The sequence below is a fragment of the Ornithinimicrobium flavum genome, from assembly GCF_004526345.1.
Lineage (GTDB): Bacteria > Actinomycetota > Actinomycetes > Actinomycetales > Dermatophilaceae > Ornithinicoccus > Ornithinicoccus flavus.
This window is the reverse complement of sequence record NZ_CP038213.1, coordinates 346,271-371,519: the sequence shown is the minus strand read 5'-3', so window position 1 is coordinate 371,519 and position 25,249 is coordinate 346,271. Positions and strand designations below refer to the sequence as shown.

24 protein-coding genes and 3 pseudogenes are annotated in these 25,249 nt (G+C 67.0%); 15 read left to right on the top strand and 12 right to left on the bottom strand.

The features are described 5' to 3' along the window. The first annotated feature begins 177 nt into the window (after window positions 1-177). The 5 genes from E3Z34_RS01735 (at window position 178) to E3Z34_RS01715 (ending at window position 7,567) form a co-directional block, all read left to right on the top strand. The gene (locus E3Z34_RS01735; RefSeq protein WP_134772223.1) at window positions 178-837 is read left to right on the top strand and encodes a TnsA-like heteromeric transposase endonuclease subunit; all 660 of its coding nucleotides are present in this window, start codon (window positions 178-180) and stop codon (window positions 835-837) included. Continuing rightward, complete coding sequence (locus E3Z34_RS01730) at window positions 837-2,873, top strand: Mu transposase C-terminal domain-containing protein (RefSeq protein ID WP_134772222.1); 2,037 nt, start codon at window positions 837-839, stop codon at window positions 2,871-2,873. Before E3Z34_RS01735 ends, E3Z34_RS01730 begins: the two co-directional genes overlap by 1 nt. Continuing rightward, a complete protein-coding gene (locus tag E3Z34_RS01725) occupies window positions 2,870-3,964 on the top strand; it encodes an AAA family ATPase (protein WP_134772221.1) in 1,095 nt (364 codons plus the stop codon). The genes E3Z34_RS01730 and E3Z34_RS01725 overlap by 4 nt, the downstream gene beginning before the upstream one ends. Further along, window positions 3,933-5,678 (top strand): TniQ family protein, encoded by a 1,746-nt coding sequence (locus tag E3Z34_RS01720; protein WP_134772220.1) that lies wholly within the window; start codon window positions 3,933-3,935, stop codon window positions 5,676-5,678. The genes E3Z34_RS01725 and E3Z34_RS01720 overlap by 32 nt, the downstream gene beginning before the upstream one ends. Window positions 5,679-6,343: 665 nt before the next feature. Further along, on the top strand, window positions 6,344-7,567 hold the full coding sequence (locus E3Z34_RS01715; RefSeq protein ID WP_134772219.1) for an IS110 family RNA-guided transposase: 1,224 nt from the start codon (window positions 6,344-6,346) through the stop codon (window positions 7,565-7,567). Here the strand turns inward: E3Z34_RS01715 and E3Z34_RS01710 are convergent. The 3 genes and pseudogenes from E3Z34_RS01710 to E3Z34_RS01700 all read right to left on the bottom strand — a co-directional run bounded on the left by E3Z34_RS01710 (window position 7,564) and on the right by E3Z34_RS01700 (window position 9,894). After that, window positions 7,564-8,013: an SRPBCC family protein gene (locus E3Z34_RS01710; RefSeq protein ID WP_238695296.1), complete on the bottom strand. Its 450-nt coding sequence runs from the start codon at window positions 8,011-8,013 to the stop codon at window positions 7,564-7,566. The two genes, E3Z34_RS01715 and E3Z34_RS01710, sit on opposite strands and share 4 nt — an antisense overlap. Before the next feature lie 410 nt (window positions 8,014-8,423). Continuing rightward, a pseudogene (locus E3Z34_RS20055) lies at window positions 8,424-8,597 on the bottom strand (transposase); the annotation flags it as partial. Window positions 8,598-9,321: 724 nt separating this feature from the next. Beyond that, entirely contained in the window at window positions 9,322-9,894 is a 573-nt protein-coding gene (locus E3Z34_RS01700; protein WP_134772216.1) for a hypothetical protein, read from the bottom strand. A 159-nt stretch (window positions 9,895-10,053) separates the two neighbouring features. Between E3Z34_RS01700 and E3Z34_RS01695 the strand changes: the two genes are divergently transcribed. Next, a complete protein-coding gene (locus E3Z34_RS01695; protein WP_134772184.1) occupies window positions 10,054-11,361 on the top strand; it encodes an ISL3 family transposase in 1,308 nt (435 codons plus the stop codon). A gap of 551 nt (window positions 11,362-11,912) precedes the next feature. Here the strand turns inward: E3Z34_RS01695 and E3Z34_RS01690 are convergent. After that, window positions 11,913-12,376: pseudogene (locus E3Z34_RS01690) on the bottom strand (transposase); the annotation flags it as partial. Window positions 12,377-14,044: 1,668 nt separating this feature from the next. Between E3Z34_RS01690 and E3Z34_RS01685 the strand changes: the two are divergent. The 3 genes from E3Z34_RS01685 to E3Z34_RS01675 all read left to right on the top strand — a co-directional run bounded on the left by E3Z34_RS01685 (window position 14,045) and on the right by E3Z34_RS01675 (window position 14,998). Then, window positions 14,045-14,278 carry a YlcI/YnfO family protein gene (locus E3Z34_RS01685; RefSeq protein ID WP_134772214.1) on the top strand — a complete coding sequence of 78 codons (234 nt, stop codon included), beginning with the start codon at window positions 14,045-14,047 and terminating at the stop codon, window positions 14,276-14,278. An 80-nt stretch (window positions 14,279-14,358) separates the two neighbouring features. Then, complete coding sequence (locus tag E3Z34_RS01680) at window positions 14,359-14,601, top strand: type II toxin-antitoxin system PemK/MazF family toxin (RefSeq protein WP_275106671.1); 243 nt, start codon at window positions 14,359-14,361, stop codon at window positions 14,599-14,601. Between the two features lie 97 nt (window positions 14,602-14,698). Then, a complete protein-coding gene (locus tag E3Z34_RS01675; protein WP_134772213.1) occupies window positions 14,699-14,998 on the top strand; it encodes a hypothetical protein in 300 nt (99 codons plus the stop codon). 87 nt (window positions 14,999-15,085) lie between these two features. Here E3Z34_RS01675 and E3Z34_RS01670 read toward each other — a convergent pair whose 3' ends face one another. The 3 genes from E3Z34_RS01670 to E3Z34_RS01660 all read right to left on the bottom strand — a co-directional run bounded on the left by E3Z34_RS01670 (window position 15,086) and on the right by E3Z34_RS01660 (window position 16,587). Beyond that, window positions 15,086-15,328 (bottom strand): toxin, encoded by a 243-nt coding sequence (locus E3Z34_RS01670; RefSeq protein ID WP_134772212.1) that lies wholly within the window; start codon window positions 15,326-15,328, stop codon window positions 15,086-15,088. Continuing rightward, entirely contained in the window at window positions 15,325-15,573 is a 249-nt protein-coding gene (locus tag E3Z34_RS01665; RefSeq protein WP_122260808.1) for a ribbon-helix-helix protein, CopG family, read from the bottom strand. Before E3Z34_RS01665 ends, E3Z34_RS01670 begins: the two co-directional genes overlap by 4 nt. Window positions 15,574-15,657: 84 nt before the next feature. Continuing rightward, window positions 15,658-16,587, bottom strand: a complete 930-nt coding sequence (locus tag E3Z34_RS01660) for a tyrosine-type recombinase/integrase (RefSeq protein ID WP_134772211.1) — start codon at window positions 16,585-16,587, stop codon at window positions 15,658-15,660. 77 nt (window positions 16,588-16,664) lie between these two features. Here E3Z34_RS01660 and E3Z34_RS01655 point away from each other — a divergent pair, with 77 nt between their 5' ends. From E3Z34_RS01655 to E3Z34_RS01640, 4 genes are all read left to right on the top strand, one after another. Further along, the gene (locus E3Z34_RS01655; protein WP_202976999.1) at window positions 16,665-16,892 is read left to right on the top strand and encodes a BrnT family toxin; all 228 of its coding nucleotides are present in this window, start codon (window positions 16,665-16,667) and stop codon (window positions 16,890-16,892) included. 18 nt (window positions 16,893-16,910) lie between these two features. After that, complete coding sequence (locus tag E3Z34_RS01650) at window positions 16,911-17,153, top strand: hypothetical protein (RefSeq protein WP_134772210.1); 243 nt, start codon at window positions 16,911-16,913, stop codon at window positions 17,151-17,153. A gap of 124 nt (window positions 17,154-17,277) precedes the next feature. Next, a complete protein-coding gene (locus E3Z34_RS01645) occupies window positions 17,278-17,982 on the top strand; it encodes a class I SAM-dependent methyltransferase (RefSeq protein ID WP_158288577.1) in 705 nt (234 codons plus the stop codon). Window positions 17,983-18,084: 102 nt separating this feature from the next. Continuing rightward, entirely contained in the window at window positions 18,085-18,729 is a 645-nt protein-coding gene (locus E3Z34_RS01640; protein ID WP_158288576.1) for a hypothetical protein, read from the top strand. 957 nt (window positions 18,730-19,686) lie between these two features. Here the strand turns inward: E3Z34_RS01640 and E3Z34_RS01635 are convergent. Further along, a complete protein-coding gene (locus E3Z34_RS01635; protein ID WP_029202545.1) occupies window positions 19,687-20,169 on the bottom strand; it encodes a nucleotidyltransferase domain-containing protein in 483 nt (160 codons plus the stop codon). A gap of 65 nt (window positions 20,170-20,234) precedes the next feature. Then, window positions 20,235-20,672, bottom strand: coding sequence for a VOC family protein (locus E3Z34_RS01630; protein ID WP_134772208.1), 438 nt, complete (start codon window positions 20,670-20,672; stop codon window positions 20,235-20,237). A 174-nt stretch (window positions 20,673-20,846) separates the two neighbouring features. On the opposite strand from E3Z34_RS01630, the gene E3Z34_RS01625 reads away from it, so the two are divergent. Then, window positions 20,847-22,154, top strand: a complete 1,308-nt coding sequence (locus E3Z34_RS01625) for an ISL3 family transposase (protein WP_134772184.1) — start codon at window positions 20,847-20,849, stop codon at window positions 22,152-22,154. A 260-nt stretch (window positions 22,155-22,414) separates the two neighbouring features. On the opposite strand, the gene E3Z34_RS01620 is transcribed toward E3Z34_RS01625, so the two are convergent. Both E3Z34_RS01620 and ald read right to left on the bottom strand, forming a co-directional pair. After that, a complete protein-coding gene (locus E3Z34_RS01620; protein WP_134772207.1) occupies window positions 22,415-22,876 on the bottom strand; it encodes an SRPBCC domain-containing protein in 462 nt (153 codons plus the stop codon). 184 nt (window positions 22,877-23,060) lie between these two features. Next, window positions 23,061-24,212 (bottom strand): annotated as a pseudogene (gene ald, locus E3Z34_RS01615) (alanine dehydrogenase). 147 nt (window positions 24,213-24,359) lie between these two features. Here ald and E3Z34_RS01610 point away from each other — a divergent pair. Next, window positions 24,360-24,845, top strand: a complete 486-nt coding sequence (locus E3Z34_RS01610; RefSeq protein ID WP_238695295.1) for a rhodanese-like domain-containing protein — start codon at window positions 24,360-24,362, stop codon at window positions 24,843-24,845. On the opposite strand, the gene E3Z34_RS01605 is transcribed toward E3Z34_RS01610, so the two are convergent. After that, window positions 24,785-25,234, bottom strand: a complete 450-nt coding sequence (locus E3Z34_RS01605; RefSeq protein ID WP_134772206.1) for a DoxX family protein — start codon at window positions 25,232-25,234, stop codon at window positions 24,785-24,787. The genes E3Z34_RS01610 and E3Z34_RS01605 overlap by 61 nt on opposite strands. Window positions 25,235-25,249 lie beyond the last annotated feature (15 nt).

The window sequence follows — 25,249 nt, the reverse complement described above, 5'->3', positions numbered from 1 at the left end:
TCATGCAAGTTGAGTTCACCAGGCTCAACCTTGCGCTCACGCCGTTTGTTCCCCGCTCGCTTCCAGCTTGGCAGCGTTGCCCAGTGTCGGATCCCATCTGAGATGTCGGAGTCCCACTTAACTGGCGGACGCGTGTCGGTCGTCCCAGTTAAGTGGCGGAGTGTCACGCTGAGTCTCGTGACAGCGGAGCAGCTGCTGAGCACCGAGGTCCGGTATGTCGATGCCGACGGCCAGGAAGTCGTGACGGCGCTCCGGAAGGTCGACCCCGCGAGATTGGCTCGCGCGCTGCCGGTGCGACGCACCTTGTCTCGTGCCGGGCAGCGTCACTACTCGGGGTTGTTCTGGTCCGCCACGACCCGTGGCCATGTCCCTTACGAGAGTCGGCTGGAGCTGGATCGCCTGTGGCTGGCGGACTTCGACCCGGATGTCACCTGGGTCGCGGCACAACCGTTGTGGTTCGCGGGCCGTGACGGCGACAAGGTGCGGCGTCATGCACCTGACCTGCTGCTCACTACGCGGGACGGTGGGATCTGCCTCGTCGACGTCAAGCCGGCCGTGTTCGCCGACCTGCCCGAGGTGGCGGCTGTCTTCGACTGGACCTCTCGACTCTGCCGTGCCCGAGACTGGAAGTTTGAGGTGTGGACCGGTGGTGATCCCGTTGTGCTGGCCAACATCCGTGCCCTGGCCGTCGCTCGACGCTGGGCGCTGCCGGAGCTGCGCATGACCGGAGCAGGGACAACGATGACGAAACTCGGCCAGACGTGGTCGGGCCGACGCAGCGTGGACCTCTCCACTCCACTGTCCGCTGCTGCGTTGATGGAAGCGGGGAGCAACTGATGACTGTGGTCGAACTGAGGCCCGGGGCACACATCTGGTTCGAAGGCGACATCTGGCTGATCGAGGAAATGGGGCCGAAGCAGGCCACGATCAAGCGCGGCACGCGATTCCGCGCCGTGGCCCTCGGTGCCATGGTTTCGGCAGCGCAGGTGGTCGGCGAACCCCAGGCCGGCGAACCCCAGGCCGAACCGGTCAACGTCGTCCTGGCTGCACTGACGCCGGCGCAACGAGCCAAGGTGGAACACCGGGTCCAGGTGGTGCTGACGCTGCTGTCTGACGACGGGCGACCGATGCAGGAGCGATTCCCCGAAGTCGCGCAGGCCGAAGGCACGTCGGTGCGCACTCTGGAGCGATGGTTGCAGGGATACCGCGCGGCGGGGCCTGCCGGGCTGGTGAACAGCCGCGTCCTGCAACAACGATCTACCACGGTTGATCCTCGCTGGGACGCCGCCTGCTTGGCGGTGCTGCGGGATTACGTCTCCTCCTCAACCCCGACGATGAACGTCGTGATCGACCGCGTCCAGCGACGGGTCGAGGAGGAGCATGGTCCGGGAGTGGTCGTCTGCCCGCCGCGGACCACGGCCTACCGGCGCCTGGGTGAGCTGTCGAAGGGGCGGCACGCGTTCGGGTCCGGGAAGGCTCGCCGGTCGGTGGCGAACCGTCCCGGTGGACCGTACGGGCGGTTGCGGGCGACCCGTCCGGGTGAATACGTAGTGCTGGACACGACCCCGTTGGACGTCTTCGCGATGGAGCCGGTGACGTTGCGGTGGGTGCCGGTGGAGCTGACGATCGCCCAGGATTTGTTCACCCGGTGCCTGCTGGGTCTGCGGCTGTCGCCGGTGTCGACGAAGTCGGCGGACGTGGCGAACGTGCTGTACCAGTGCGTGACGCCGCAACCGACGGGGGCCGATGACGGGTGGTGGCCTTTCCACGGCGTCCCGGCCAATCTGCTGGTCGGGACCGAGGAACCGGACGGGGTGTCCCAGGAGCGGGTGGCCGGGCTGCCGGCGGTCCTGCCGGAGGCGATCGTGGTCGATCACGGCAAGACCTACCTCTCCGATCATGTGATCGCCGCCTGTGCCCGGTTGGGCATCACGGTGCAGCCGGCGATCCCGTACAAGCCGACGGACAAGCCGACGGTCGAGCGGTTCTTCCGCACCCTGAACCAGGGGCTGCTGCAGCACCTGCCGGCCTACAAGGGACCCGATGTGTTCCACCGCGGCGCCGACATCGAGGACCAGGCGTTCTTGTACGTGGCCGAGCTCGAGCAGATCATCCGCGAGTGGGTCGGGCAGGTCTACCACCACACCAAGCACGAGGGCCTGTGCGTGCCCGAGATCCCCGGCATGGCGATGTCGCCGGCGGAGATGTTCGAGGTCGGGCTGGCCAAGACCGGCGGGCTGATGGTGCCCTCCCACCCGGACTTGCCGTTCCTGTTCCTGGACCTGGCCTGGCGCACGGTCCAGCACTACGGCGTCGAGGTCGACGGCCGCCGCTACGACGGGCCCGCGCTGAACGCCCACCGCAACCGCAAGTCGCCCTACGGCGGTGCCCACGCGGGCAAGTGGCCAATCTTCGTCGACGCCCACGACGTGCGCCGCGTCTGGTTCCAAGACCCCGACACCAAGGCCTTCTCGCCCCTGGAGTGGGAGCACGCGCCCGGGCTGGACCAGCCGTTCTCCAAGGACGCCGCGGAGTACACCAAGAAGCTCGCACTGCGCACCGGCCGGCACGTCGACCCGCTGACCGCGGTCCAGGACCTGCTGGGCGCGTGGTCGAAGCAGGAGGTCACCACCCGGCGGGACAAGTCGCTTGCCCTCAGGCTCGCCTCCGTCCGTGCCCACACGACGCCGGGGGCCGAAGGCAGCCCATCTGGTGAGGCGGCGCAGGTGGCGTCGCTGCCGGGCGTGATCGACCTGCTGGCCGAGCGGTCGAAACGGCAACCTCAGGAGGTCGTTGACGACGTGGACGACGTCTTCGTCCGGTACTACGAGCAGTTTCCGGACGCCGACGGGTTGGAGGTGTTCGACGAATGACGAACGCGTGGGCGGCGTGGTTGGCCGACTACGACACGGTCGGGTACCAGCTGGCGCGCAAGGCCGGGTGGGACGCGTTCGTCAACGCCGCTCCGCGCCCGAGGTTCGAGGTGCTGTCCCGGGCACAGATGGCAGCGCTGGATGAGGACGCCCGGGCCGACTACGACGAGGCGCGGCGGGTATGGAACGCGAACCCGCCGACGATCAAGACCCAGCAGCTCACCCGCGCTTTCGAGATCCTGGACCAGGTGATGGCCTCGGCCCGCCGCGATGGGGACAAGCTGCGCGGCTCGGCGGTGATCGATGCCGAGCCTGGCCTGGGCAAGACCACTATCGCGACCAGGTACGCACGTCAGGTTCACCGCCGCGAGTACCGCCGTTACGGCCCGTACACGGCCGATGGCTCACAGCGGTTGCCGGTGGCGTTCATCCCGCTGAACGCGGGCGCGACGCTCAAGGGCATCAACCAGCAGATCCTGGAGTTCTACGGCCACCCGCAGAAGGATAACCATGGCCCGGTACGCCGTCCGACCCGCTCGACCCGCAGCCAGCTGACCGAGTTCGCCGTCGATGTGGTGATGTCCTGTCAGACCAAGCTGATCATCATCGACGATCTGCACTTCGTGGACTTCCGGCACAGCAACGGCATCGAGGTCTCCAACCACCTCAAGAGCCTGGCCAACGCGCTGCCAGTCACGTTCGTGTACGTCGGGGTGAACCTGGCTGCCAAACGCTTCTTCGACGAGGGCCTGGCGGGTGAGCAGGCCGTCTACGCCCAGATGAGCCGCCGGGCGACCAGGTGCCCGGTGGCCCCCTTCAGCATCGAGGGCGACGCCGGCGCCCGCGCTTGGAGCGACCTGCTGACCACCCTGGAGAAGCACCTCATCCTCGCCGACGCCCAGCCCGGCATGCTCCTGACCCACGCCAAGGAGCTGCACCGACGCACCCAGGGCCGGATCGCCTCGCTGACCAACCTCATCGACCGAGCCGCCCACCTGGCCATCGCCACCGGGGCCGAGACCATCACCGGGGACATTCTCGAGACGGCCCTGGTCGACAATGCAGCCCAGCACCTCACCGGCACGGCCTGACCGCCCACGCGCTGCCCCGCCCGGGCTGCGGGAGGTCCCCGGTGGGTACGACATCACCCGGTGGCCGATCGCCGTGCCACCAGTGGAGGACGAGCACGTCCTGTCGTGGATCTGGCGGGTCGCCCACCGCTACGGGATGTCCGTCCACGCGGCCCTGTCAGCGCTGGGCGTGCCGAGCAGGTCGTCCTCGACCAGGCGGGTCCAGGCAGCCGTGGAGCCGCACGCCGACCTGCTCACCAGCCAGCTCGGCCCCACCCCGCTCTCCGTGGGCATGCGCTCCCCCACCTCCGGGGCGGTGATGCTGGAGAAGGAGCTGGACCGGTACCTGACCTCGTATGCCACCGGCCGCGTCCCGGCGCCGACGTTCGGGTACTGCCCGGCCTGCCTGGCGCAGACCGGCGCCTGGCCGCGTGCGTGGCAGACGCGTCTGCCGGGGATCTGCACCACCCATGAGGTGTTCCTCCTTGACCGCTGTCCCGACTGCCGCCACCGGCCCTTCTCCACCCCGTCGTGGATGTCGGTGACCACCGAGCCATGCGTCTGCCCGCAGGTCACCGCCACCGGGACTCGGCCGCGCACCACCCGGCAGCGGTGCGGGACCGACCTGCGCACCCCGCAGGCCGCCCCGGCCACGCCGGAGCAGATCGCACTGATGATCCGCCTGCAGGCCGCCGCGCGCAGTTCTGCCTGCTACCCCGTCGACGCCGTCACCGCCGCCGGCTTCGAAACCACCGTCGAGGAGTACTTCGACGCCGTCCTGGAACTGGTCGATGAGCGGGTCGGGCTGACGAGCCTGCTGAACGCCGACCCCCGCACCCCTGGGAAATTGCTGGCCGCGCTCAGGACTGCGTTCGCCGTGCTCGACCAGGACGACGCGCACCGGGCCGCCGCGATGGCCGAGGACCGCGGGCTGCTCGACCCCCAGGGGCCGCATACTCCGATCATCACCGGCCACAAACTGCGCCGACGTCGCCATAACCGGCTGCTCGGCGCCATCCGCCTGCGCTCCCTGGAGGCCCACCTGTCCCCCACAGCGCAGCTGACGTTCCGCACCGCGTCGTCCATGCCGCGCTACCCACAACACTTCGACGGCATCCCTGCAAAGTTCTACTTCACCGCGCTGCCGGGACAGGTCGCCCTCAACCAGGTCCCGCAGCTCATCTGGCCCGGCGCCCTCACCCCGTGGATCAGCGACGATGACCTGCCCGCCCGCGCGGCCACGTCGATGCTGCTGGCCAAGGTCGGCAGCACCCGCCCCTGGTCCCTGATCGCCCTGGACCTGGGCCTGCCCGCCCGCCTTGCCCCCGTGCCCACCGCCCTGATCACCCGGCTACGCCGGAACGGGGAATGGGATGCGTTCCGGCAGGCCCTGGAGGACCTGGCGACCACCCTGGAGCGCGATCCTCCACCGATCGACTACTCCCGCAGGAGATGGGCCGCCGCCGACCGAGGCCGCCTCCTGCAAGCCGTGGAACTGGCCCGGGCAGATCAGGCTCACGACCTCCCCTTCAGCCTGGACCCCCTGACCGTGGCAGCGCTGACGTGGCAGACCTATACCGGCGGCAGCCTCACCCTGCACCCCTACCTCCACACGGTCCGGGCACCAGCCGAAGCCGACGCCGCGACCCTCCAGCTCGTCCGGTCCACCGCCGTGTGGGTGCACGAGCTGGCCGGCTGCCCCGACACCGGCCCACTGCAGTGGCAGCCACCTTGACTGCCCGGCCCCGAACCCTCACGAGAAGGGCTCGAGACATCCCGAGCACCACGCTCGCTGAGCAGCACCGAGACCAGCCGCCTTATGGCATTGGCCGTCGCCGACCTCGGGATCAAGCCCCACCCTGAATGGGTCGAGCAGTGGTTGATCGAGGAGGGTCACCTACTCCGCGATGCGGACCCCGTCAGGTGGATGTTGCCCATCCGTGAACAGCTGCGGTGCCTCAGACCACGACAAGACCGCCCCGCCAGCCGAGACGATGTCCTCGAGACGTGGATCAGCCACACCTTCTACCACCAGCCCCTGCCCGAGCTGGAGAAATGGGCCAGCCCAGGCGAAGAACGACCCGCCTTCAGGTTCAACGACCTTTTCCGGCGCCGCCCACAGCCCGGGTGATTTCGTGGAGGTCAGGTCGGCTCGCAACGCCCGCGGCGCGGCTACTAGTTCTATTGACCTCAGGATCGGTGCCCGGCCAGGCTCGGTCCAGGTGGTCGGGGTGGTCGCTCGTTCGCGGCTGTCCATCCTGGTGGTGTGACTCTCTTTTGGCTTGCGCTGCCCCGGCCACCGCATGGTCGGGAGAGGCTGAAGAAGGGAATGCTCTGCTGGTAGTAGCGGTGCCCTCCTGACCGACCCAACATGTCGAGGTCGTCAGGAAGGAACAGCTCATGGGCGAGCAGGAACCGGGTCCGGTCGTGATCGGGATGGACCCGCACAAGCGCACGGTGACGATCGAGGTGATGACCCCGACCGAGCAGGTCGTCGGCCATGGCCGGTTCACCACGGATGAGGCGGGGTTCATCGCGATGCTGGAGTACGCCCGGCGTTGGCCTCAGCGGACGTGGGCGATCGAGGGTTGCGAGGGGATCGGGCGGCACGTCGTGGCCCGGTTGCTGCCGCTGGCCGAGCAGGTGGTGGACGTGCCGGCGAAGCTGTCCGCGCGGATGCGGATCTTCGCCACCGGGCAGGGCCGCAAGACCGATGACACCGACGCCCACTCCATCGCCCTGGTCGGGGTGCGGATGGCCGGGCTGCGCAGCGTCGTCCACGACGAGCAGCTGGAGGTGCTGCGCCTGCTGGTCGACCGGCGCCGCCGGATCGGTGAGGACCACACCCGGGTGGTGTGCCAGCTGCACGCGCTGCTGCTGGAGATCGTGCCTGGTGGGGCCAAGAAGAACCTGTCCGCGGCCCAGGCCCGCAAGATCCTGACCGGCGTCCGACCGCGTGACGTCGTGGGCAAGACCCGCAAGCGGGTGGCGCTGGAGATGGTGGCCGATCTGGAGAAGACCTATCGCCGTAAGAAGGAAGCCAACAAGGAGCTCAGCGAGCTCGTGGCCGCGACCGGCACCAGCCTGCTCGGGCTGCACGGCATCGGTCCCTCCGGTGCTGCTCGGCTGCTGGTCGAGATCGGTGACATCACCCGGTTCCCCACCAAGGCCCACTTCGCGTCCTGGACCGGGACCGCGCCGGTGGACGCCTCCTCCGGCGACAACGTGCGCCAGCGACTGTCCCGCGGTGGGAACCGGCACATCAATCAGGTGCTGCACATCATGGCCACGGTTCAGCTGCGCACCAGGACGACCCAGGGGCGGGCGTACTACGACCGGAAGGTCAACGCCGGCAAGACGCCCAACGCGGCGATGCGCTGCCTGAAACGGCGCCTGTCCGACATCGTCTACCGGACCATGCTCAACGACATCATCACCGCTTCGGGGACGGGCCCGGGAGGACACCGGGGCGCGTCACTGTCATCCAGCGCGGCCGGCTCACAGCCCCACACCGACACTTCGGATCAGTCACTTCCCGGACCCGCCACCGCCAAGGATAGAACCCCTCTCAAGACCCCGCTTGACACAGAAGGGAGCCATGAGAGTGCGCCCCGACCCGTCTAGTCGTGCTGACCGGTGGTCTCTGCGGTGTGCTTGATGTGGGCCGCACGTTGTCGCAGCAGGCGGTCCAGGTAGGGGGCTAGCAGCAGGTGCGTCAGCGCTGCACCCAGCGGTACGCCCGGTGCGCTGATGTACATGCGGTCGGTCATGCGGGTGCCGTCGGTGCCGAGGGCTGTGAATAGGTGCTCGTGGTGCAGGGTCCTGAAGGGGCCGCGGATCTGCTCATCGACGAAGCGGTGTGGGCGGTCGTAGGAGGTGATGCGGCTGCTCATGCGCCACGGCACGCCGAAGTGGCGGGCGTGGAAGGTGACTTCGTCGCCGAGCTGCAGAGTGCGTCGGCCACTGCTGGTGCTGGCGCTTTCCCTGCTGCCCGGCAGGGATGCCGCGTGAATGTCCACGTCGAGCTCTAGGTCAAAGACGACGACGGGTACGGCGGCGATGTCGGTCACGACCTCGATTACCGCAGCCATGGCGCGATCCTAAGGCAACGTCCGGGGCGATACGCGCGGTGATGCGCGCTCTGCGGCGAAGATGCTCCTACTGGTGTCAAGCGGCGTTTAGCCATTCGCGGTAGGTCTGGGCGAGTTGGTCGTCGCGTCGTGTGCCGCGTTCGATCTGGGAGGTGGCGGTGGGCAGACGTGCAGGTCGGTGGTGGCTGCGGTGAGGGTGAGGTTCTTGGTGTGCCGGGCGGGGCGTAGGTCGCTGTAGTCCGGGACCGTGCAGCGGCCGACGAGGGCCTGGTAGACCTCGCGGGCGACGGCGCGCTTGAGGGAGCGGTAGACGTCCTTGTTCGTCCAGTTCTGGGCCAGGTGGGTGTCGCGTTAGGCCCTGGTGCGGGCGTCGTTGGACATGCGGTTGTTCACGATCAGGTGCAGGGCGCTGCTCGCCGCCCGGTCCCCGCCGCGCGGGAGAGGCGGTGGCGGTCGGTGCCTCCGGAGCTAACCGGGAACGGTGCGGTCCCGCAGAGGGCGGCGAAGGAGGCGCCGGAGCGCAGCCGCTCGAGGTTGTCGCCAGCGGTCAGCAGCAACTGGGCGCCGATCACGGGGCCCACGCCCTTGATCGCGAGCAGTCCCGGGTTCGCTGCTGCCAAGCGGGTGCCGATCCGTGCGGTCTGCTCGTCGATCTCGGTGGTCAGGTCGCGGTGGATGCGGGCCAGGGTCCGCAGGGAGTAGAAGGTGTCCGCGTGGTCGGCGTCGGCGACCTGCGCCGGTCGGCAGCCCATCAGGGCGGCCGGCAGCCTGGCCGGTGGCAGGTCTCGGTGGCTGTCGCGGATCCTGGCGGGGGCGTTGATGAGCAGGGCGCCGATCTGCCGCCGCGCGGCCTGCTGAGCCTTCAGCGCGGAGCGGCGGGCCGCCTGGGCCGCCGGTCTTACAACGACGGTTCGAGCGGCTTGGTGTAGCCGTCGAAGCGCGCCACCCGTCGGGATATCCACCAGACGGGGTCGACCTCAGCCGCAGCTGTGGGGTTCCGCCGGGACTGTCTAGTCCCGGCAGCCCTCGCCCCGTACACGAAGCGGTGGCTGGTAGCCAGAACAACGAGCGCGCGTCAGTACGATCCGCTCACAGAAATGGGAGCGTTGGCGCAGGCAGGCTGAAAGAGGCATCTGGGAGAGGCGCCGTTGCGCCTATAGGCAGCTGTCATGTTCTTCGTGCCGTTATAGTGGCGCTGTATGTTCAACTCGATGTGCGGAAACTGCTTATGAATGCCAGACACTGTGTAACTGCCTGTGCGTGTAAGTGTAACCGTCGCGTTCGCGCCTACTGCACCAATAGAGCAGAAGGGGTCACTGGCGTCTTGAATAAGTCGCATCCCGACATAGGTGTTGCTCTGGACAGGAGTCGAGAAGACATCTTCGTCGTCGTCGCTTTCTTGCGGGTCACCTCGGTGTTGGACTCGTTGAAAACAATTGTAGTGCCGGTGTTCACGTAAGGGGTGAAGGTTTTTGACTCCCAGGCATAGGAACCTTGGGAATTCGTCTTATATGATGCAGACTCGGCCAGGGAATAGCCTCTATTGTTTCCATTGAAGTGATATTTAGGCGGCAAGTAGGTGCACCCAGTTCCGCCGTCGATGTACTTAGTAGGAATGAAGGCACGAAAACGTGCTATACTCCTTGTGTATTGCGCGGCTGTTGCCTCGAACTGACGCTCGGCCAGCCAGGAGTCAACACCGGCTGTAGAGAAGTCGCCAGGTGTCTTGACTTCGAACACCCAAGAGTATCCATACGGGTCATCCGCGTCTGCCCATTCAGGGATCTCTTCTCCCGGCGGGAAGGTTCCGGTACCGTTGACGATGACCTCGGTGGAGACACCCGGAGCGAGGTTCTGCAACGCTATGAAAGGATAGGGTGTGGTGCGTATTTCTCCGTTGAAGTGAACTGGCTCTTCACAGTTGAGGGTGTAGAGGGCGCTGGCGCGTCGGTCACGGGGTAGACGTCGAGGTCTTCCGATGATGGAGGTTCCTACGCCGCCCATCCGAAAGACCTCGACATGTCCGACGCTACCTTCACGCGCCCCGACCTGACTACCTTCGCCGGCCTGGACGACCTGGGTCTGGTGGTCACCGGCCAGCTGCTCAAGCCTGACCGTGCGGTGCTGGCCTGCCGGGTCCTCGAGCCGGACGACTGGTGCAAGCGGTGCGGCTGCCATGGCGTTCCGCGGGACACCGTGACCCGACAGCTGGCGCACGAGCCGTTCGGGTGGCGTCCCACCACACTGTTGCTCACCATCCGACGCTACCGGTGCACCGAGTGCAGCCACGTGTGGCGTCAGGACACCACGGCCGCGGCCGAGCCACGGGCGAAGATCTCCCGCGCCGGGCTGCGGTGGGGCCTGGTCGCGATCGTGGTCGGCCACCTGTCGATGTCCCGGGTCGCCGAGGGCCTGGCGGTGTCGTGGAACACCGCCAACGACGCGGTCCTGGCCGAAGGACAGCGGCTGCTCATCGCCGACCCGACCCGGCTGGATGGCGTCCGTGTCTTAGGCGTGGATGAGCACGTCTGGCGGCACACTCGGCGTGGTGACAAGTACGTCACCGTGATCATCGACCTCACCCCGGTCCGCGACGGCACCGGCCCCTCCCGCCTGCTGGACGTCGTCGAGGGGAGGTCCAAGGCAGCGTTCAAGGACTGGCTCGCGCAGCGGGACCAGGCCTGGCGCGACGGGATCGAGGCCGTGGCCATGGATGGGTTCGCCGGCTTCAAAACCGCCACCACCGAGGAGCTGCCCGAGGCTGTGACGGTCATGGATCCATTTCACGTCATCCGGTTGGCCGGTGACGCCCTCGATGAGTGCCGCCGTCGCGTGCAGCAGGAGCTGCACGGGCACCGCGGCCGCAAGGGCGACCCCCTCTACTCCGCCCGTCGGACTCTGCACACCGGCGCCGACCTGCTCACCGACCGTCAGCACGAGCGTCTCGACAGGCTCTTCGCCGGCGATGAGCACGTGCAGGTCGAGGTGACCTGGGGCATCTACCAGCGGATGATCCACGCCTACCGCGACCCCGACCGCGCCGGCGGCCGGACCGAGATGAGGTCCGTGATCGACGCCCTGACCGAGGGCGTCCCGGGGCCGCTGGTCGAGCTGCGCAAGCTCGGCCGCACCCTGGCCCGACGAGCCAGCGACGTTCTGGCCTACTTCGACCGGCCCCGCACCAGCAACGGCCCTACCGAAGCCGTAAATGGACGGCTCGAGCACCTGCGCGGACTGGCCCTCGGGTTCCGCAACATCACCCACTACATCGCCAGAGCTCTCCTGGAAGCCGGCGGCTTCAGACCCCAACTACACCCTGGATTGTGAAGAGCCAGTGAACTTCGTATTGATTGACGCCTGGGGCTGCCTCCCATTGCAGGGTTACCAGGGTTGTTCCTTTGGAGCCTTGGGTGGCTGTCCACGATGAGTCTGCGAACGGTATGTCTGTCTGTGCGAGGGAGACATCGCCAACTACTAACGCAGCTCCCGGCTTTCTGCTGTAGTTGCGACTGCGTAGTCGGCTGCGCCTGATTGATGGAACGTAGTCGGTAGTGGAGAGTCATCGCCGTCGGGCGAGGAGAATGCTCCTCGCGTCTGAATAGATTCCTCTTCCTGGACCGCAACGATGGCTCGATGATCGGGAGAGAAGATGTAGGCGACTTCGGTCGCATCTTCATGGTGGGCGATGGTCGGAGTTCCAGAGAAGCTCGCACCCATCATCCCCATTGCCGTCGCAGCAACGACTGCCTGTCCGCGCGAGCCCGGCGCGATGAGTACCTGCTTAGCCAAGTCCGCCGGGTGCACGCTGCCAACTACGGCGTCTACCGCGCCCACAGGGTCTGGCTGGCCCTCAAAAATTTTCCGGCAGCCTCCGGATCCGGGTTTCGGTTGATGGCGAACTCGACGGGAGGGACGCCCTCGCCCTGGTAGTGCTTACTGAGCACGGCGCAGATCGGCTCGAGGCCCCAGCGCAGGCCATCAGGGTCACGGTGGTCGGCGTGCTCGCGGATGCAGTCCACGACCACCTCGAAGGCCGGTCGAGCTCGGCCGCCAAGAAAGCCGAGGCGCCCTTCAGGATCGCGTTCGCGGGGCGCAGCTCGGCGTTCTCCCTTCTCAGCCGCTTGACTTCAGCCGCCTCCTCGGTCGTGACGCCGGGCCGGGCGCCGGCGTCGACCTGCTCCTGACGTACCCACTTGCGCACGGTCTCGGCCGAGCCGACACCAAGCAGCTCGGCGATCCGCCGCATCGCTCCCCACTCGGTCTCACCGCCCTCCACGGCCTCGGCGACCATGCGAACCGCCCGCTCCTTCAGCTCAGCGGGATACCCCTTGATCCCAGACATGACTCCACCCCTGCCCGAGGTTCGGCGTCCCCGGACATGCCGGAGCGGTTCACAGCTGGGCTTGCTGGATCGCGACACCGACGACCGGCGGGACGTCCCGGATGCTCGCCCGAGACGCTACTCCAGCTCATAGGACTGGGTCGAGGGTGGTCGACGGAGCCGTTCGGCTGCCCTCGGGAGGGCTACACCGAGGACGACGGATGCCGGTAGGGCGATCGCCGCCGAGTAGGCCCAACCTGTGCGCGAGAACGCCGTGAATAAGGCCCCTAGAGCCATAGCAGTTATCAGCGCCACGGATGCACTGAGGAGGAAATGCGGGAGCCGACCCCACTGGGAGGTGTACATCGAGCCCGCCACTCCCGCTGCGCCACCACAGACCGCGCCCACCAAGACCCCAAGCAGTGGCAAGGCGAGCAGCAGGGACGCGGACGTGTACTCCGCGGACGACCCAGTGCCCATGTGCAGCGCGACTCCGATTCCGGTCAGCCCGCCAAGGGCGGTGCCGAGTAGCAAGCCTGCGGCACTGGACTGCCAGTAGAACTGCGCCTGGTTCTCGCTACGCGTCACATGATGATGTTGCCTCACCGGCATGGGGAAACGGTTGCGCGACAGGCAGGTGGGAGGTCGAACATGTGTGGCTGCTTGACCTCCCAGCGGACCCGCCGGCGCGCGCTTTGTGTTCATGTGATGGGCCCGGTGTGTCGGGGACATGTCCACATGGCCGGCACCGCGTGGCCCCCTGGCGGCCGCTGGAATAATGTGAGCGAGCTCGCCAAAATCTACGTCTGCGTCCTCCACAAACAAGTACTCCGCGTCAGTGGAGTTTCTGCAATAGCCACCTGAGTCGGTCCAGACGACGCTTCGTCGCAGCATCGAGGTTCACTCTGCAAAATACGTCTACTATCAGCGCCCTCGCTTCTCTTGGGCTCGACTAAGGGCCCTGGTCCTCGGGCATCTTGCTTCGAAGTGGCGCGTGCGACCCCGCAGTGAGCTCCGCGGCGACCGTCAAGGCGCCAAACTGGGCGCACAGCTTGGCCAAGGGACTGTGTCTAGAAGCGACGACGGACTGCTTAGGCGCCGATGCACCACACAGTCGCCTGCATGTTGAGCCCTCCCAACGCCAAGGAGGCCAGTCGCAGTGATGTGTGAGTAACAGCGGCCGCCCACCAGCGTTGGTCCCGTCAGGAGGCGGGGGGCAGCGGGCAAGCGTCCGACTCTCGGCGTGAGAGTGCTGTCACGACCATCAGCACCACGTGACCGTCCCAGCCCCCGCTCGGAGGTCATCGGCTGAGGCTTCCGACAAGTTAGCGAGACCGCCGGCGTCTCATCAACATGTCGGTCCGCAGGTCACGCACCTGCTCCCCCGACAGATCGGCCGAGAACCTACACCCAGCGCTCGGCCAACCACGTCCGACGACGGACCACACCGACAGGTCGACCAGCAGGAACCGCCAGCCATTGGGGGCCAGCTGGTCGCCGACGTCTTTGCCCTCGAGGGCGTCGTCGAGGGGATCAGCCAGGTGTCACCGCCGAGCTGGCTGGTGTCCTGTCCGTCATCGAGGAGAGCCTGAACTACGCGCGCGCCCGCGCCTGACAGTCACTGGGGACACGCGCGTCGCGGCAAAGGGGTGCATCCCATTATGGGATGCCCGCTGGTATGCTCACGGCGTGACGACACAGATCGCGGTACGGCTCCCTGACGAGATGGTTCGCTTTCTGGACCGGAGCGTCGCCAGTGGCAAGGCTGCCAGCCGAGCCGCGCTGGTGGCCGCGGCCCTGGAGCGCGAGATGCGCGTGCAGGCCGCGCAGCAGGACGTCCAGACCCTGAAGAAGAAGGGCACGGCCGATGACCTCGACGAGCTCGTCGCCTGGTCCGTGGCCCACGCGACACTGGACGACTGACCTTGCGCGAGATCTGCCTGGCGAGGCTGGACAAGACGCGCCCCGTCCTGGTGCTCACCCGTGACACTGCCCGCGCCGTGATGACCAAGGTGACCGTGGCTCCCATCACGTCGACTGTCAAGGGGTTGTCCAGCGAAGTACCGGTAGGCCGTGCTAACGGGCTGGACCACGACAGTGCTGTCTCGATCGACAACGTCCTGACCATCCCCGCCGACCTCCTGGGCAGGACGCTGGGGTTCCTCACGCCCGAGCAGGAGCGCCACCTGGCAAGAGCCATCGTGCTGGCGTACGACCTCGAGGTGCCGCTGCTCGAAGAGCCGTGATCGCCCCCCCCCTGAGCGACCCAGAGACAGCGTCTTCCGATCGAGCTCGAATGGAGAGCGCCCCGCGGCAAAGGCGCGCGTGTCTAGGATCGAACACGTGACCACTCGCCCCGAGATCGTGTGCATCTGTGGGTCCGCGAGATTCGTGAGCGAGCGGCGAGCGGCGAGCTGGGAGATGAGCTGCAGGGGAGTCATCGTCCTCGCCCCCAGTGAGACCGACCAGGCACCCACCCCCGAACAGAAGGCCGTCCTAGACGATCTCCACCTGCGCAAGATCGACCTGGCCGACCGTGTCCTGGTCGTCAACCCCGGAGGCTACGTCGGAGAATCGACGCGAAGGGAGATCGACTACGCCCAATCGGCTGGCAAACCCGTCACCTTCACCGCCCCCGTCTGACGATCAGGGTCGCGGTCCTGAGCAACTGGAGCGTCCCATCATCGGCATCGCTAGACCCACGACGGGCGGCAAAGGAGTGCGTTCGGTTTAGGGCAGAAGGTCCCAGAACTGACGACGGGCCGGCATCGCGTGGATGACCATCTCCTCGCCGCTGCGAAAGACGAGCACGACCGTCTCCAGCAACCGTGCCTGGGTGTCGAAGCCGAGCCGCAGCTCGCGGTGGGGCCACTCGTCTTCCTCCAGCGGCTCGACCCACAACGACAGGTCCGCAGCCTGGACCGCGTCCTCGGGAACGACCCCGTGCTTGAGCGCGCTGCGGTGGACCTTCACGCGGCGTAGCCGGCCAGCGCACGTCGGATCGCCTCGGAGCGGGACAGGTGCTCCCGGGCGGCGTACGCGTCGAGCGCCGCGATCTCCTCGGCCGTGAGCCGCACGGCGATTACCTGCGTTGGTTCGGCCCCGCGCCCGGGACGGCCCCGGCCGCGGCGTTTGAGCTCCTCGACGTCATAGCCAGCCTCGGCCTCGTCAGCCCACTTCTGGATCTGCTCGTCCGTCACCTGGTCGTCATCTGCCATGGCAAAATCGTATAACGAAAACCCGGCATCAGGAAGATGCCCTCCAGCACGACGGTGCGGCCAGCGGCAGATCCGTGCGCTTGGTCAGGTGCCGGATGCCATGTAGGCGGCAAGGATGTAGTTGGGGTGACGGTCTAGGTTCTTGCGCGCTCGGTCGTAGCGCATGGTGGTGCGGGGGTCGGCGTGGCGGGCCGCGATCTGGACGTCGCGCAGGTCCACGCCGGCATCGAGCATGGTGGTGACGAACGTGTGCCGGAGCATGTGGGGGTGCATCCGCGGCAAGTTGACGCCGGCGTCGTCGGCCAGGTGGTGCAGGCGACGGGTCGCGGCGTGCCGGTCCATCCGACCTCCCTGCTGGTTGCGCAGGATGGGCCCGTCCTTGCGTTGGTCGACGGCGCGTTCGATGGCGCGCTGCACGGCGGGGGGCAGGGGTGTCAGGACGACCTTGCCGCCCTTGCCGCGGACCTTCAGGACCCGGTGGCCGTGCTCCTCGCGCAGGTCCTGGATGTTCGCGCCGCAGGCCTCGAAGATGCGCAGGCCGAGCAGCCCGAGCATGGTGACGAGGGCGAAGTCGTTGATGTTGACGCTGGCCCGACCCGCCTGCAGCATCGCTTCGAACTGCAGGTGCGACAGGCCCAAGGTGGGTGATTCGGGTGGAACATGGGGGCGGCGGACGTGGTCGGCTGGGGAGGCGGTGAGGACACCGTCGATGACGGCCGTGCGGTAGAACCCGATCACGACGGACAGCCTCCGGGAGATCGTGGACGGTTTGTACCGGCGGGTCTCCTGCATCCACCGCACGTACAGCTCGACGTGCACCCGGTGGGCGGTCAACGGGTCCAGTCCGCGTTCGCGGCACCAGTTCAGGAAGGCACGCAGGTCGGACTCGGTGTGGGTACGGGTCTGGCCGGTGTAGCGGGCCAGGTGGGCTGCGACGGCCTGGCGCAGCGCAGCATCTGCGGGGTCGCTGACGCTCACGGGGACGAGGGCAGCGGAGGGCTGGGTTGTGGTCATGAACCATCGTGCCGCCACCGCGTCACCCGCCGTCAAGGACAGCTTGACGCCCCGGCGTCGTCAAGAGCACTTGACGGGTGGAGGTCACGCCGTCGGCTCGCAAGCACGAGGTCGAGGACGCGGACATCCAGCACGCTTGGAGGAACGCCATGCGCCTGGTCGAGTACGAGTACCTGGGTGAGGACCGCCTCCTGGTGATCGGCCCTGACCGTCACGGCCGGCTGCTGGAACTGGTCGCTCTGCCCGCTCAAACACCGGTCCGCATCATCCACGCCGACTACGACCGAAGTTCTACGACTACCTGAGATGAGGTGAAGCAGCACATGAGCACAAGGACCCGCCCCGAGGAGACCGGCCTGGACGAGCTGGACCCGGGCACGAACCCCGCCCGCGACGCCGTCCACTTCCGCCGCATCCAGACCGCCCACGCCAACCTGAGCGCCGCCGAGGAGGACCTGCGCGAAGCCGTCCAGGCCGCCCGCGCCGCAGGTGACTCCTGGACCATCATCGGCGCCGCTCTGAACATCACCCGACAGGCAGCCCAGCAACGATTCGGGGGAAACTGACCTACTCGGGCAGCGGCAGATGAGTGATAAAGATTGAGGTTGCCGCACGTCGGGATCGTCGCGCACACTGGCGCCTCTCCCACCTGAGAGGTACAGCTTGAGCTACGACGATCCGCGCCTGGCCGTGCTGTATGACGTCGACAACCCCGACGGCCCCGACCACGACTTCTTCCGAGGGTTCGCAGACCACCTCGGTGCGAACCGCATCGTTGATCTAGGCTGCGGCACCGGTCTGCTGACGGTGACCCTGGCGAGGGCTGGGCGCACCGTGACGGGGATTGACCCCGCGCCGGCGATGCTCGAACGCGCAGCAACCCGGCCCGGAGGTGAGGCTGTCCACTGGGTCCTGGGCACCGGCGACGTACTCACGCCTCACACGACCGACCTCATAATCATGAGCGGGAACGTCGTCATGCACATCATCGGAGACGACTGGCACACCACGTTGGCAGCGATCGCTCGTGCCCTCACGCCCAACGGGCGCCTGGTGTTCGAGGCACGAAACCCTGCAGCGCACGCGTGGAAGAGTTGGAACGACCCGGTGGGAGAGCGAGACACACCCGTTGGTTTGCTCCGCGAATCCGTTACCACCGAACCGCCGGACGAGGATGGTGTCGTTCGCATGCACTGCCACAACGAGTTCGTCGAGACCGGCGATGTCCTCGATGTGGAGCAGTCCTTGCAGTTCCGCGACCGCTCGCAGATCGAGGCCGACCTGCTCGCCGCCGGCCTTGTGACGCTCAACGTGTGGAGCGACTGGGCAAGGACGCCGTTCGGTGGCACCGAGGCAGAACCACTGATGGTCTTCGACGCAGCCCTCCCTGGCTGAGGGGGAACGGCGCCACTTGACAATCGGCGCGGCCGACCAGCGGCATGTGAGTGCGTCTGGTGTTCCTGGCGTGAGGGCAGGAGGGCTCGGTAGCGTGACGGCGTGATCCGAGACGTGTTCCTTGAGGCCAGGGCCGGGATGGCGTTCGACGAAGGGGCCGCCGCTTGGTCGTTCGATCTTGATCTATGGGGTCGTTGCGTCCAAGGCGAAACTCGCGAGCGCGCAATCTCGGCGTTCATGTTGGCCTACGGTTCCGTCCAAGTCGTGGAAACAGTACAGGGCGACGAGCAAGCGTTCGCGCGCGACATGGAGCCGCTGCGCGACGAGGAGCTTGACGCCACCCTCGCCATCCTTGCCAGCCAGCGCCAACGCGCAGTGCAGTTCCTGTCCTCCCTTCCCCCTGAGGTGCTCGACTACGACGATCCGTCACGGGAGTTGCCGTCCTATGCCCGCTGGCGCACCATCCGGCAGATGCTTTGGCACATCACGGACACCGAGTCGCGCTACTACCTTCCCTCGCTCGGCCTTCCGGCCAAGCCACGAAATGCTCATCTGTCGACGGAGCTCCTCGAATCCAGTCGCCATGTCCGCTCCTCCATCACAACGATGCCAAGGAGCGTCATCGCACAAGACCGGGGGCAGGTGTGGACCGCGACCAAGGTGGCCCGGCGACTAGCCTGGCATGAGCGTGGCGAGCTCGACGCGATCGACGAACTTCTGGCTCGTTGGGGCTACCGCCGCGGCTGAGACCGGCGCTCGCGTGACGATCCAGATGCGGCAGAACAGGATGTCGAGGGAGCGCACGACGGCGGTGGAGCCATACTGGCACCGTGACGCGCCGCTTCCGATTCTTCGCTGAGCCGTGGCCGCACGACGCCCGTCTCGATCCCTACCGCGATGCGGTGTTTGAACTTCGCAGCGGCGGCCAAGTGAACGGGTATCTGACTACACCCGTGGGTCCTATGCGCTCGTTCCCTGCCTTATGGATCAAGCAGCAGTGGCTCAGGGCTCAACCGCACGGGCTCGACGGCCACCACCAAGAAGCGGAGGAGGATCAGGGTCCGGGTGGTACTTGATCGACCAGCTTCGGTCCGGTGCGTTCGAGGACCTCGACGCGCAAGATCACCTCTGGCGTCAGTACGGTTCCGTGGACGTCGTCAACTGAACAAGTGCGTCGCGGCCGATGGGCAAGTCTATAGTAGAACGCGACGGGCAGAAGGGAATTCTGGACAGTGCGACGACGAACGGAAATCTGGTTTCGGAACTTCATCTACTTCTGGATACTTCTTGCCGTGGCTATTATTGGCCTGCTGACGGGCGCGGGCCTGCTAGTCTTGGTTTTACCGCTGCCTCTTCTAGTCGCAATGTTCTTGTGGCCACCCCCGGCTGGCTGGCAAGAGGAGCTACCCAGGATCGCATATGTACTTCGAATGCGGAGAGGCGGTTCAAGATAACCCAACCGAAGAGCGAGGATGTAGACGGGCACGAGGCATGAGCTTCGTGGCACGGGCAAGGCGGGGCGTGCCTGGAGGTTGGTGTGCCGATGTCCACCTTGGCGTTGGGTCAGTCATGGCATTCCTTCTAATCGAACCCAGCCGCGCGCCCAACCTGAGACCTCCACCACCGAATCCGGCCCTTCCCAGTTGCGGTGGAGTTAGGGGCAGGCGCTACTCGGCACGAGCGACCGGCGGCAGAACAGGATGCCTACAGCTCGTCAAGTACGGCAAGGTCGTGGAGGTCTACGGCACGCATGGGATAGCCCCTTCGAAGCTCGCGGGCTCGCCCGGCACTGGCCACGACGACCGCTTGGCCGTCGATTAGGCCGGTAACTCTCTGCTCAGAAGGGTGGAGGTACACCTCGCCGTCCAGACCTTGCTGGACTCCGTTGCCGGCCGGGTCCAAGCGCATTGCATGGACGTCTACTTGCCCTGAGTGACTCGATAGCTGCACGCGGACTGGTCGCCAATCCTCGGTGACCCGATAGCCGCGGGAGGTGAGCCAGGCCATGAACTCGGCCTCGTGATCTTCGTCGATGAACACGTCGAGATCTTGGTGGGAGCGAGTCTGTCGTCCGACCAACGCATCGACACCCCATCCGCCGTTGACCTGATAGACCACCCCGTTGGCGTGAAGCCAGGCGACGATCTGCACCACCTCGGCGGCGGTCATCCGGGAGGAGTTCTTCATAGGAGAAGTCTCCCTTCCCGTGTACCAGGGTCCGTACGACCCGCGGCATGACAGTGCGTTCGGCGTCACGTAGTCGCGGCGCGGTGGTCAGTCGCGGGAGACTCTGGGTCGGTGAGCTCCACCGTCTGCCCGTCGGGGTCCAGGACGACGAATGACCAGTAGCCGACCCAGAATGGTTCGGCTCTGAGTGCCTGCACGCCGGCGGTCTGGAGCTTTGCTGCAGCGGACTGGAACGCGGCGGGTGGGAGGGCAATGGAGATGGATCTGACCTGTTCGGTCGTGGGCGCCTCGGGCAGTTGACCGTGGCTCCAACCGGGTTGAAAGGCCCAACCTTGGGGCCGGCCAAGGGTGTCGACACGGTGGAACGACAGCTGCACGCAACCGTGCCGAAAAGCGATGTCGTCCGGCTCATCCCAGATTAGAGTCAGCCCCACCAGCTCTCCGTAAAATTTGCGGGTGGCGGTGATGTCGGTGCAGTACTCGTAGGCGAACCATGTAGCCATGCCGGTGACGCTATCGCAGGCGGTATAGCAAGCCTGCGCCTTATCCGCCGGCGCGACCCAAATGGGCTCTTCACAGTTGAGGGTGTAGAGGGCGCTGGCGCGTCGGTCACGGGGTAGACGTCGAGGTCTTCCGATGATGGAGGTTCCTACGCCGCCCATCCGAAAGACCTCGACATGTCCGACGCTACCTTCACGCGCCCCGACCTGACTACCTTCGCCGGCCTGGACGACCTGGGTCTGGTGGTCACCGGCCAGCTGCTCAAGCCTGACCGTGCGGTGCTGGCCTGCCGGGTCCTCGAGCCGGACGACTGGTGCAAGCGGTGCGGCTGCCATGGCGTTCCGCGGGACACCGTGACCCGACAGCTGGCGCACGAGCCGTTCGGGTGGCGTCCCACCACACTGTTGCTCACCATCCGACGCTACCGGTGCACCGAGTGCAGCCACGTGTGGCGTCAGGACACCACGGCCGCGGCCGAGCCACGGGCGAAGATCTCCCGCGCCGGGCTGCGGTGGGGCCTGGTCGCGATCGTGGTCGGCCACCTGTCGATGTCCCGGGTCGCCGAGGGCCTGGCGGTGTCGTGGAACACCGCCAACGACGCGGTCCTGGCCGAAGGACAGCGGCTGCTCATCGCCGACCCGACCCGGCTGGATGGCGTCCGTGTCTTAGGCGTGGATGAGCACGTCTGGCGGCACACTCGGCGTGGTGACAAGTACGTCACCGTGATCATCGACCTCACCCCGGTCCGCGACGGCACCGGCCCCTCCCGCCTGCTGGACGTCGTCGAGGGGAGGTCCAAGGCAGCGTTCAAGGACTGGCTCGCGCAGCGGGACCAGGCCTGGCGCGACGGGATCGAGGCCGTGGCCATGGATGGGTTCGCCGGCTTCAAAACCGCCACCACCGAGGAGCTGCCCGAGGCTGTGACGGTCATGGATCCATTTCACGTCATCCGGTTGGCCGGTGACGCCCTCGATGAGTGCCGCCGTCGCGTGCAGCAGGAGCTGCACGGGCACCGCGGCCGCAAGGGCGACCCCCTCTACTCCGCCCGTCGGACTCTGCACACCGGCGCCGACCTGCTCACCGACCGTCAGCACGAGCGTCTCGACAGGCTCTTCGCCGGCGATGAGCACGTGCAGGTCGAGGTGACCTGGGGCATCTACCAGCGGATGATCCACGCCTACCGCGACCCCGACCGCGCCGGCGGCCGGACCGAGATGAGGTCCGTGATCGACGCCCTGACCGAGGGCGTCCCGGGGCCGCTGGTCGAGCTGCGCAAGCTCGGCCGCACCCTGGCCCGACGAGCCAGCGACGTTCTGGCCTACTTCGACCGGCCCCGCACCAGCAACGGCCCTACCGAAGCCGTAAATGGACGGCTCGAGCACCTGCGCGGACTGGCCCTCGGGTTCCGCAACATCACCCACTACATCGCCAGAGCTCTCCTGGAAGCCGGCGGCTTCAGACCCCAACTACACCCTGGATTGTGAAGAGCCCCCAAATGTGCCCTGGTTCGGGCTCCCCGCGGACTCGGTAACACGTGTTCACTGACCGCAGACAGTGTTTACGGCATCAGGTCACGAGGCGGGCGACTTCAGTGTGGTCGACTGTCTCCTCCATACCGAGTTGCGTGGCAACAGTTAGGAGATGAACTGTCAGCACGACCGCACGGAGCATCTTGTCGTCGGCGCCGACAGCAACCATGCGAACGACGACGTTCTGGCCGCGGAGCTAGAGGACAGGCGGCGGGTCAGCGGCTCTCGCAAGCACGTGCCAGCAGATTGAGCGAGGCCGCTAGCCCGTGTTCGTCGGTGAGCGGCGCGCCGAATCGCTCGACGTTCTCGGGCGGTGCCTCGGCCCAGTCGTAGGTGAGCCTCACCCTGGTGTTCGGACCCTCGGGGATCAGGTTGTAGGTCCAGGTCCAACCCAACGGCTGCTGGCCGGGAAGCGCGGTGGCCCAGGTGATCGTGCGGAAGGGCACGAACGTGGTGACGAGGTTGTCGGACTGGTAATGCTCGACGTTGTCACCGCTTCGCCAGACCATGTCCATAGTGAACACGTCGCCCACGGCCTCTGGTGTGTCTGAGGAGAGACCTACAACCATGCCGGTGGCGTCAAAGAGGTGGTGGTGGGCCGGGTCACATACCAACGCCCACACAGTTTCGGGCGGGACGGTGATGAGCAGATCGCTGGTGCAGGAGGCGGCAGCCATGACGATGATCTAAGCCAACACTGGCACACAGGGCAAGGCCCATCCGAACGACCGCTCATCGGCGGAGTCGTGATGTCACGACCCTTAGCAGCCCGTCCTGTTTCCAACCCGCTCCGGTCCACCCGCCGAGGGTTCCGACAAGGTCGCAAGATCTAAGGCGTCGCACAAAGATGCGGTTCGCAGGTCAGGCGTCTGCTTCTCCCGACAGAACGGCCGAACCTACAGCGTCCAGCGCGACGGACTCGAGGCCCAGGGCCTCGCCGACCGGACTGCTGGTCAACTGACCGGCATGGGTGTTGAGCCCCTTGGCCAGGCTGGCGTCGGCACGCATGGCAGCCTCCCAGCCCTGGTCAGCCAGCGCGGTCAGGTAGGGCAGTGTCGCGTTCGTGAGCGCATAGGTGGAGGTGTTGGGCACCGCACCCGGCATGTTGGCCACGCAGTAGAAGACGGAGTCGTGGACCTCGTAGGTGGGGTCGGAGTGGGTCGTGGCGTGGGAGTCCTCGAAGCAGCCACCCTGATCGATGGCGATGTCGACCAGCACCGAGCGTAGCTTCATCCGCGACACGAGGTCGTTGCTGACCAGCTTCGGCGCGGCAGCACCGGGGATGAGCACCGCCCCGATGACCAAGTCGGCCTCCATCACCTGCTGCTCGATGGCCAGCTTCGAGGAGGCCAGACCGTGGATGCGGTTGTTGTAGCGTCAGAACGACATACGCAGCTTGTCGAGGTCGGTGTCCAGCAGCGTGACGTCGGCGCCCATGCCCAGGGCGATGTTAGCGGCGTTCTGCCCGGACACCCCGGCCCCGATGATGACGACCTTGGCGTTGGCGACGCCGCCCACGCCGCCGAGCAGGACCCCACGACCGCCGTTCGCCGTCATCAGGGCGTGGGCGCCGACCTGGGGCGCCAGGCAGCCCGCGACCTCCGACATGGGGTAGAGCAGCGGCAGTCCTCCCGAGGGCAGCTGCACCGTCTCGTAGGCGATGGCCGTGACCTTGCGTCGGAGGAGCTCCTCGGTCAGCGGCTTGTCCGCGGCAAGGTGCAGGTAGGTGAAGAGAGTGAGCCCCTCACGCATCCGCGGGTACTCCTCCGGCACGGGCTCCTTGACCTTCAGCACCAGGTCGACGCCGCCGTCGGTGCCCCAGGCCTGCTCCGGTGCCGCCACGATCTTGGCGCCGGCGCCCACGTACTCCTCGTCGGGAATCTGGGAGCCCGCTCCAGCCCCCTTCTCGATGACGACCTGGTGGCCTCGTTCGACCAGCTCGTGCACGCCGATGGGCGTGATGGCGACGCGGTACTCGTGGTTCTTGACTTCCTTGGGGACACCGACGATCACGGTTCTACCCTTTCGCAGGAGCCGACCATGTATCGACAGTACCGAAGCGCACGGGGTCGGCCACGTCAACGAGCCTTCAACCTCGCCACGCCCCGGACGCCGGCGGCAGGTGATGCACCTCATACCCCCTAGGGTATTCTGGAGGGCATGATCCGCGACTCCTCACCGCAGACCTCCATGGCCCGCCGTCGAGGGCTCCTCGTGACCGTCCCCGCGATGGCGTTCGTCCTCGCCGGCTGCGGGGGCGGTGCATCGAACACCACCGACAGGGTGACGCTCGGTGCGCCCGCCGTCGAGGCGACCGCACTCCCGGCCAACGGCGCCACTCTCGGTGTCGAGGACTTCGCCGCGTCGGTCACCGTGCCGGGCACGGTGGTCCTGGACGTCCGCACCGCCGCCGAGTTCGCCACCGGGCACCTCGAGGGCGCGCAGAACCTCGACGTCTCCTCACCCGCCTTCCCCGCCGCTCTCGAGCAGCTGGACCGGGACGCCTCCTACGCCGTCTACTGCCGCAGCGGCAACCGTTCCGCGGCGGCCCTCCAGCTCATGCTCGGCGAGGGTTTCACCTCCGTCTACCACCTCGACGGGGGCATCGGCGCCTGGACGGCGACGGGGCGCCCGACCGTCACCTGACGGGCGCGCAGGGCGACCCGGATCAGGGGCCACTGGATCGGCAACCGGCCGACCGTGGCCAGGAACGCGAGGCGATGGACGGGGCGTCCGGTCCGGGCTGCACGACGGCCGAACGACACGGACATCTGGACGTTCGCCGGGAGGACCCCGACCAGGAGCCAGGCGCTCGCGGTGCCTGCCAGGGCGCGGGTGGAAGGAACGAGAAGACCGGCGCCACAGGCCAGCTCGGCCACCCCCGACCAGAGGACCAGATCCCGTCGCCGGGGCAGGACCCTCGGGACGATGGGCTCGAAGAGCTGCGGCCGGATGAGATGCAGCGCGCCCGAGGCGAGGAACAGCGCGGCCAGCGCCGCGACGTCTGCAGGGGGGCGACGTGAGGGGGTGGTCACCGACCCATGGAAGCA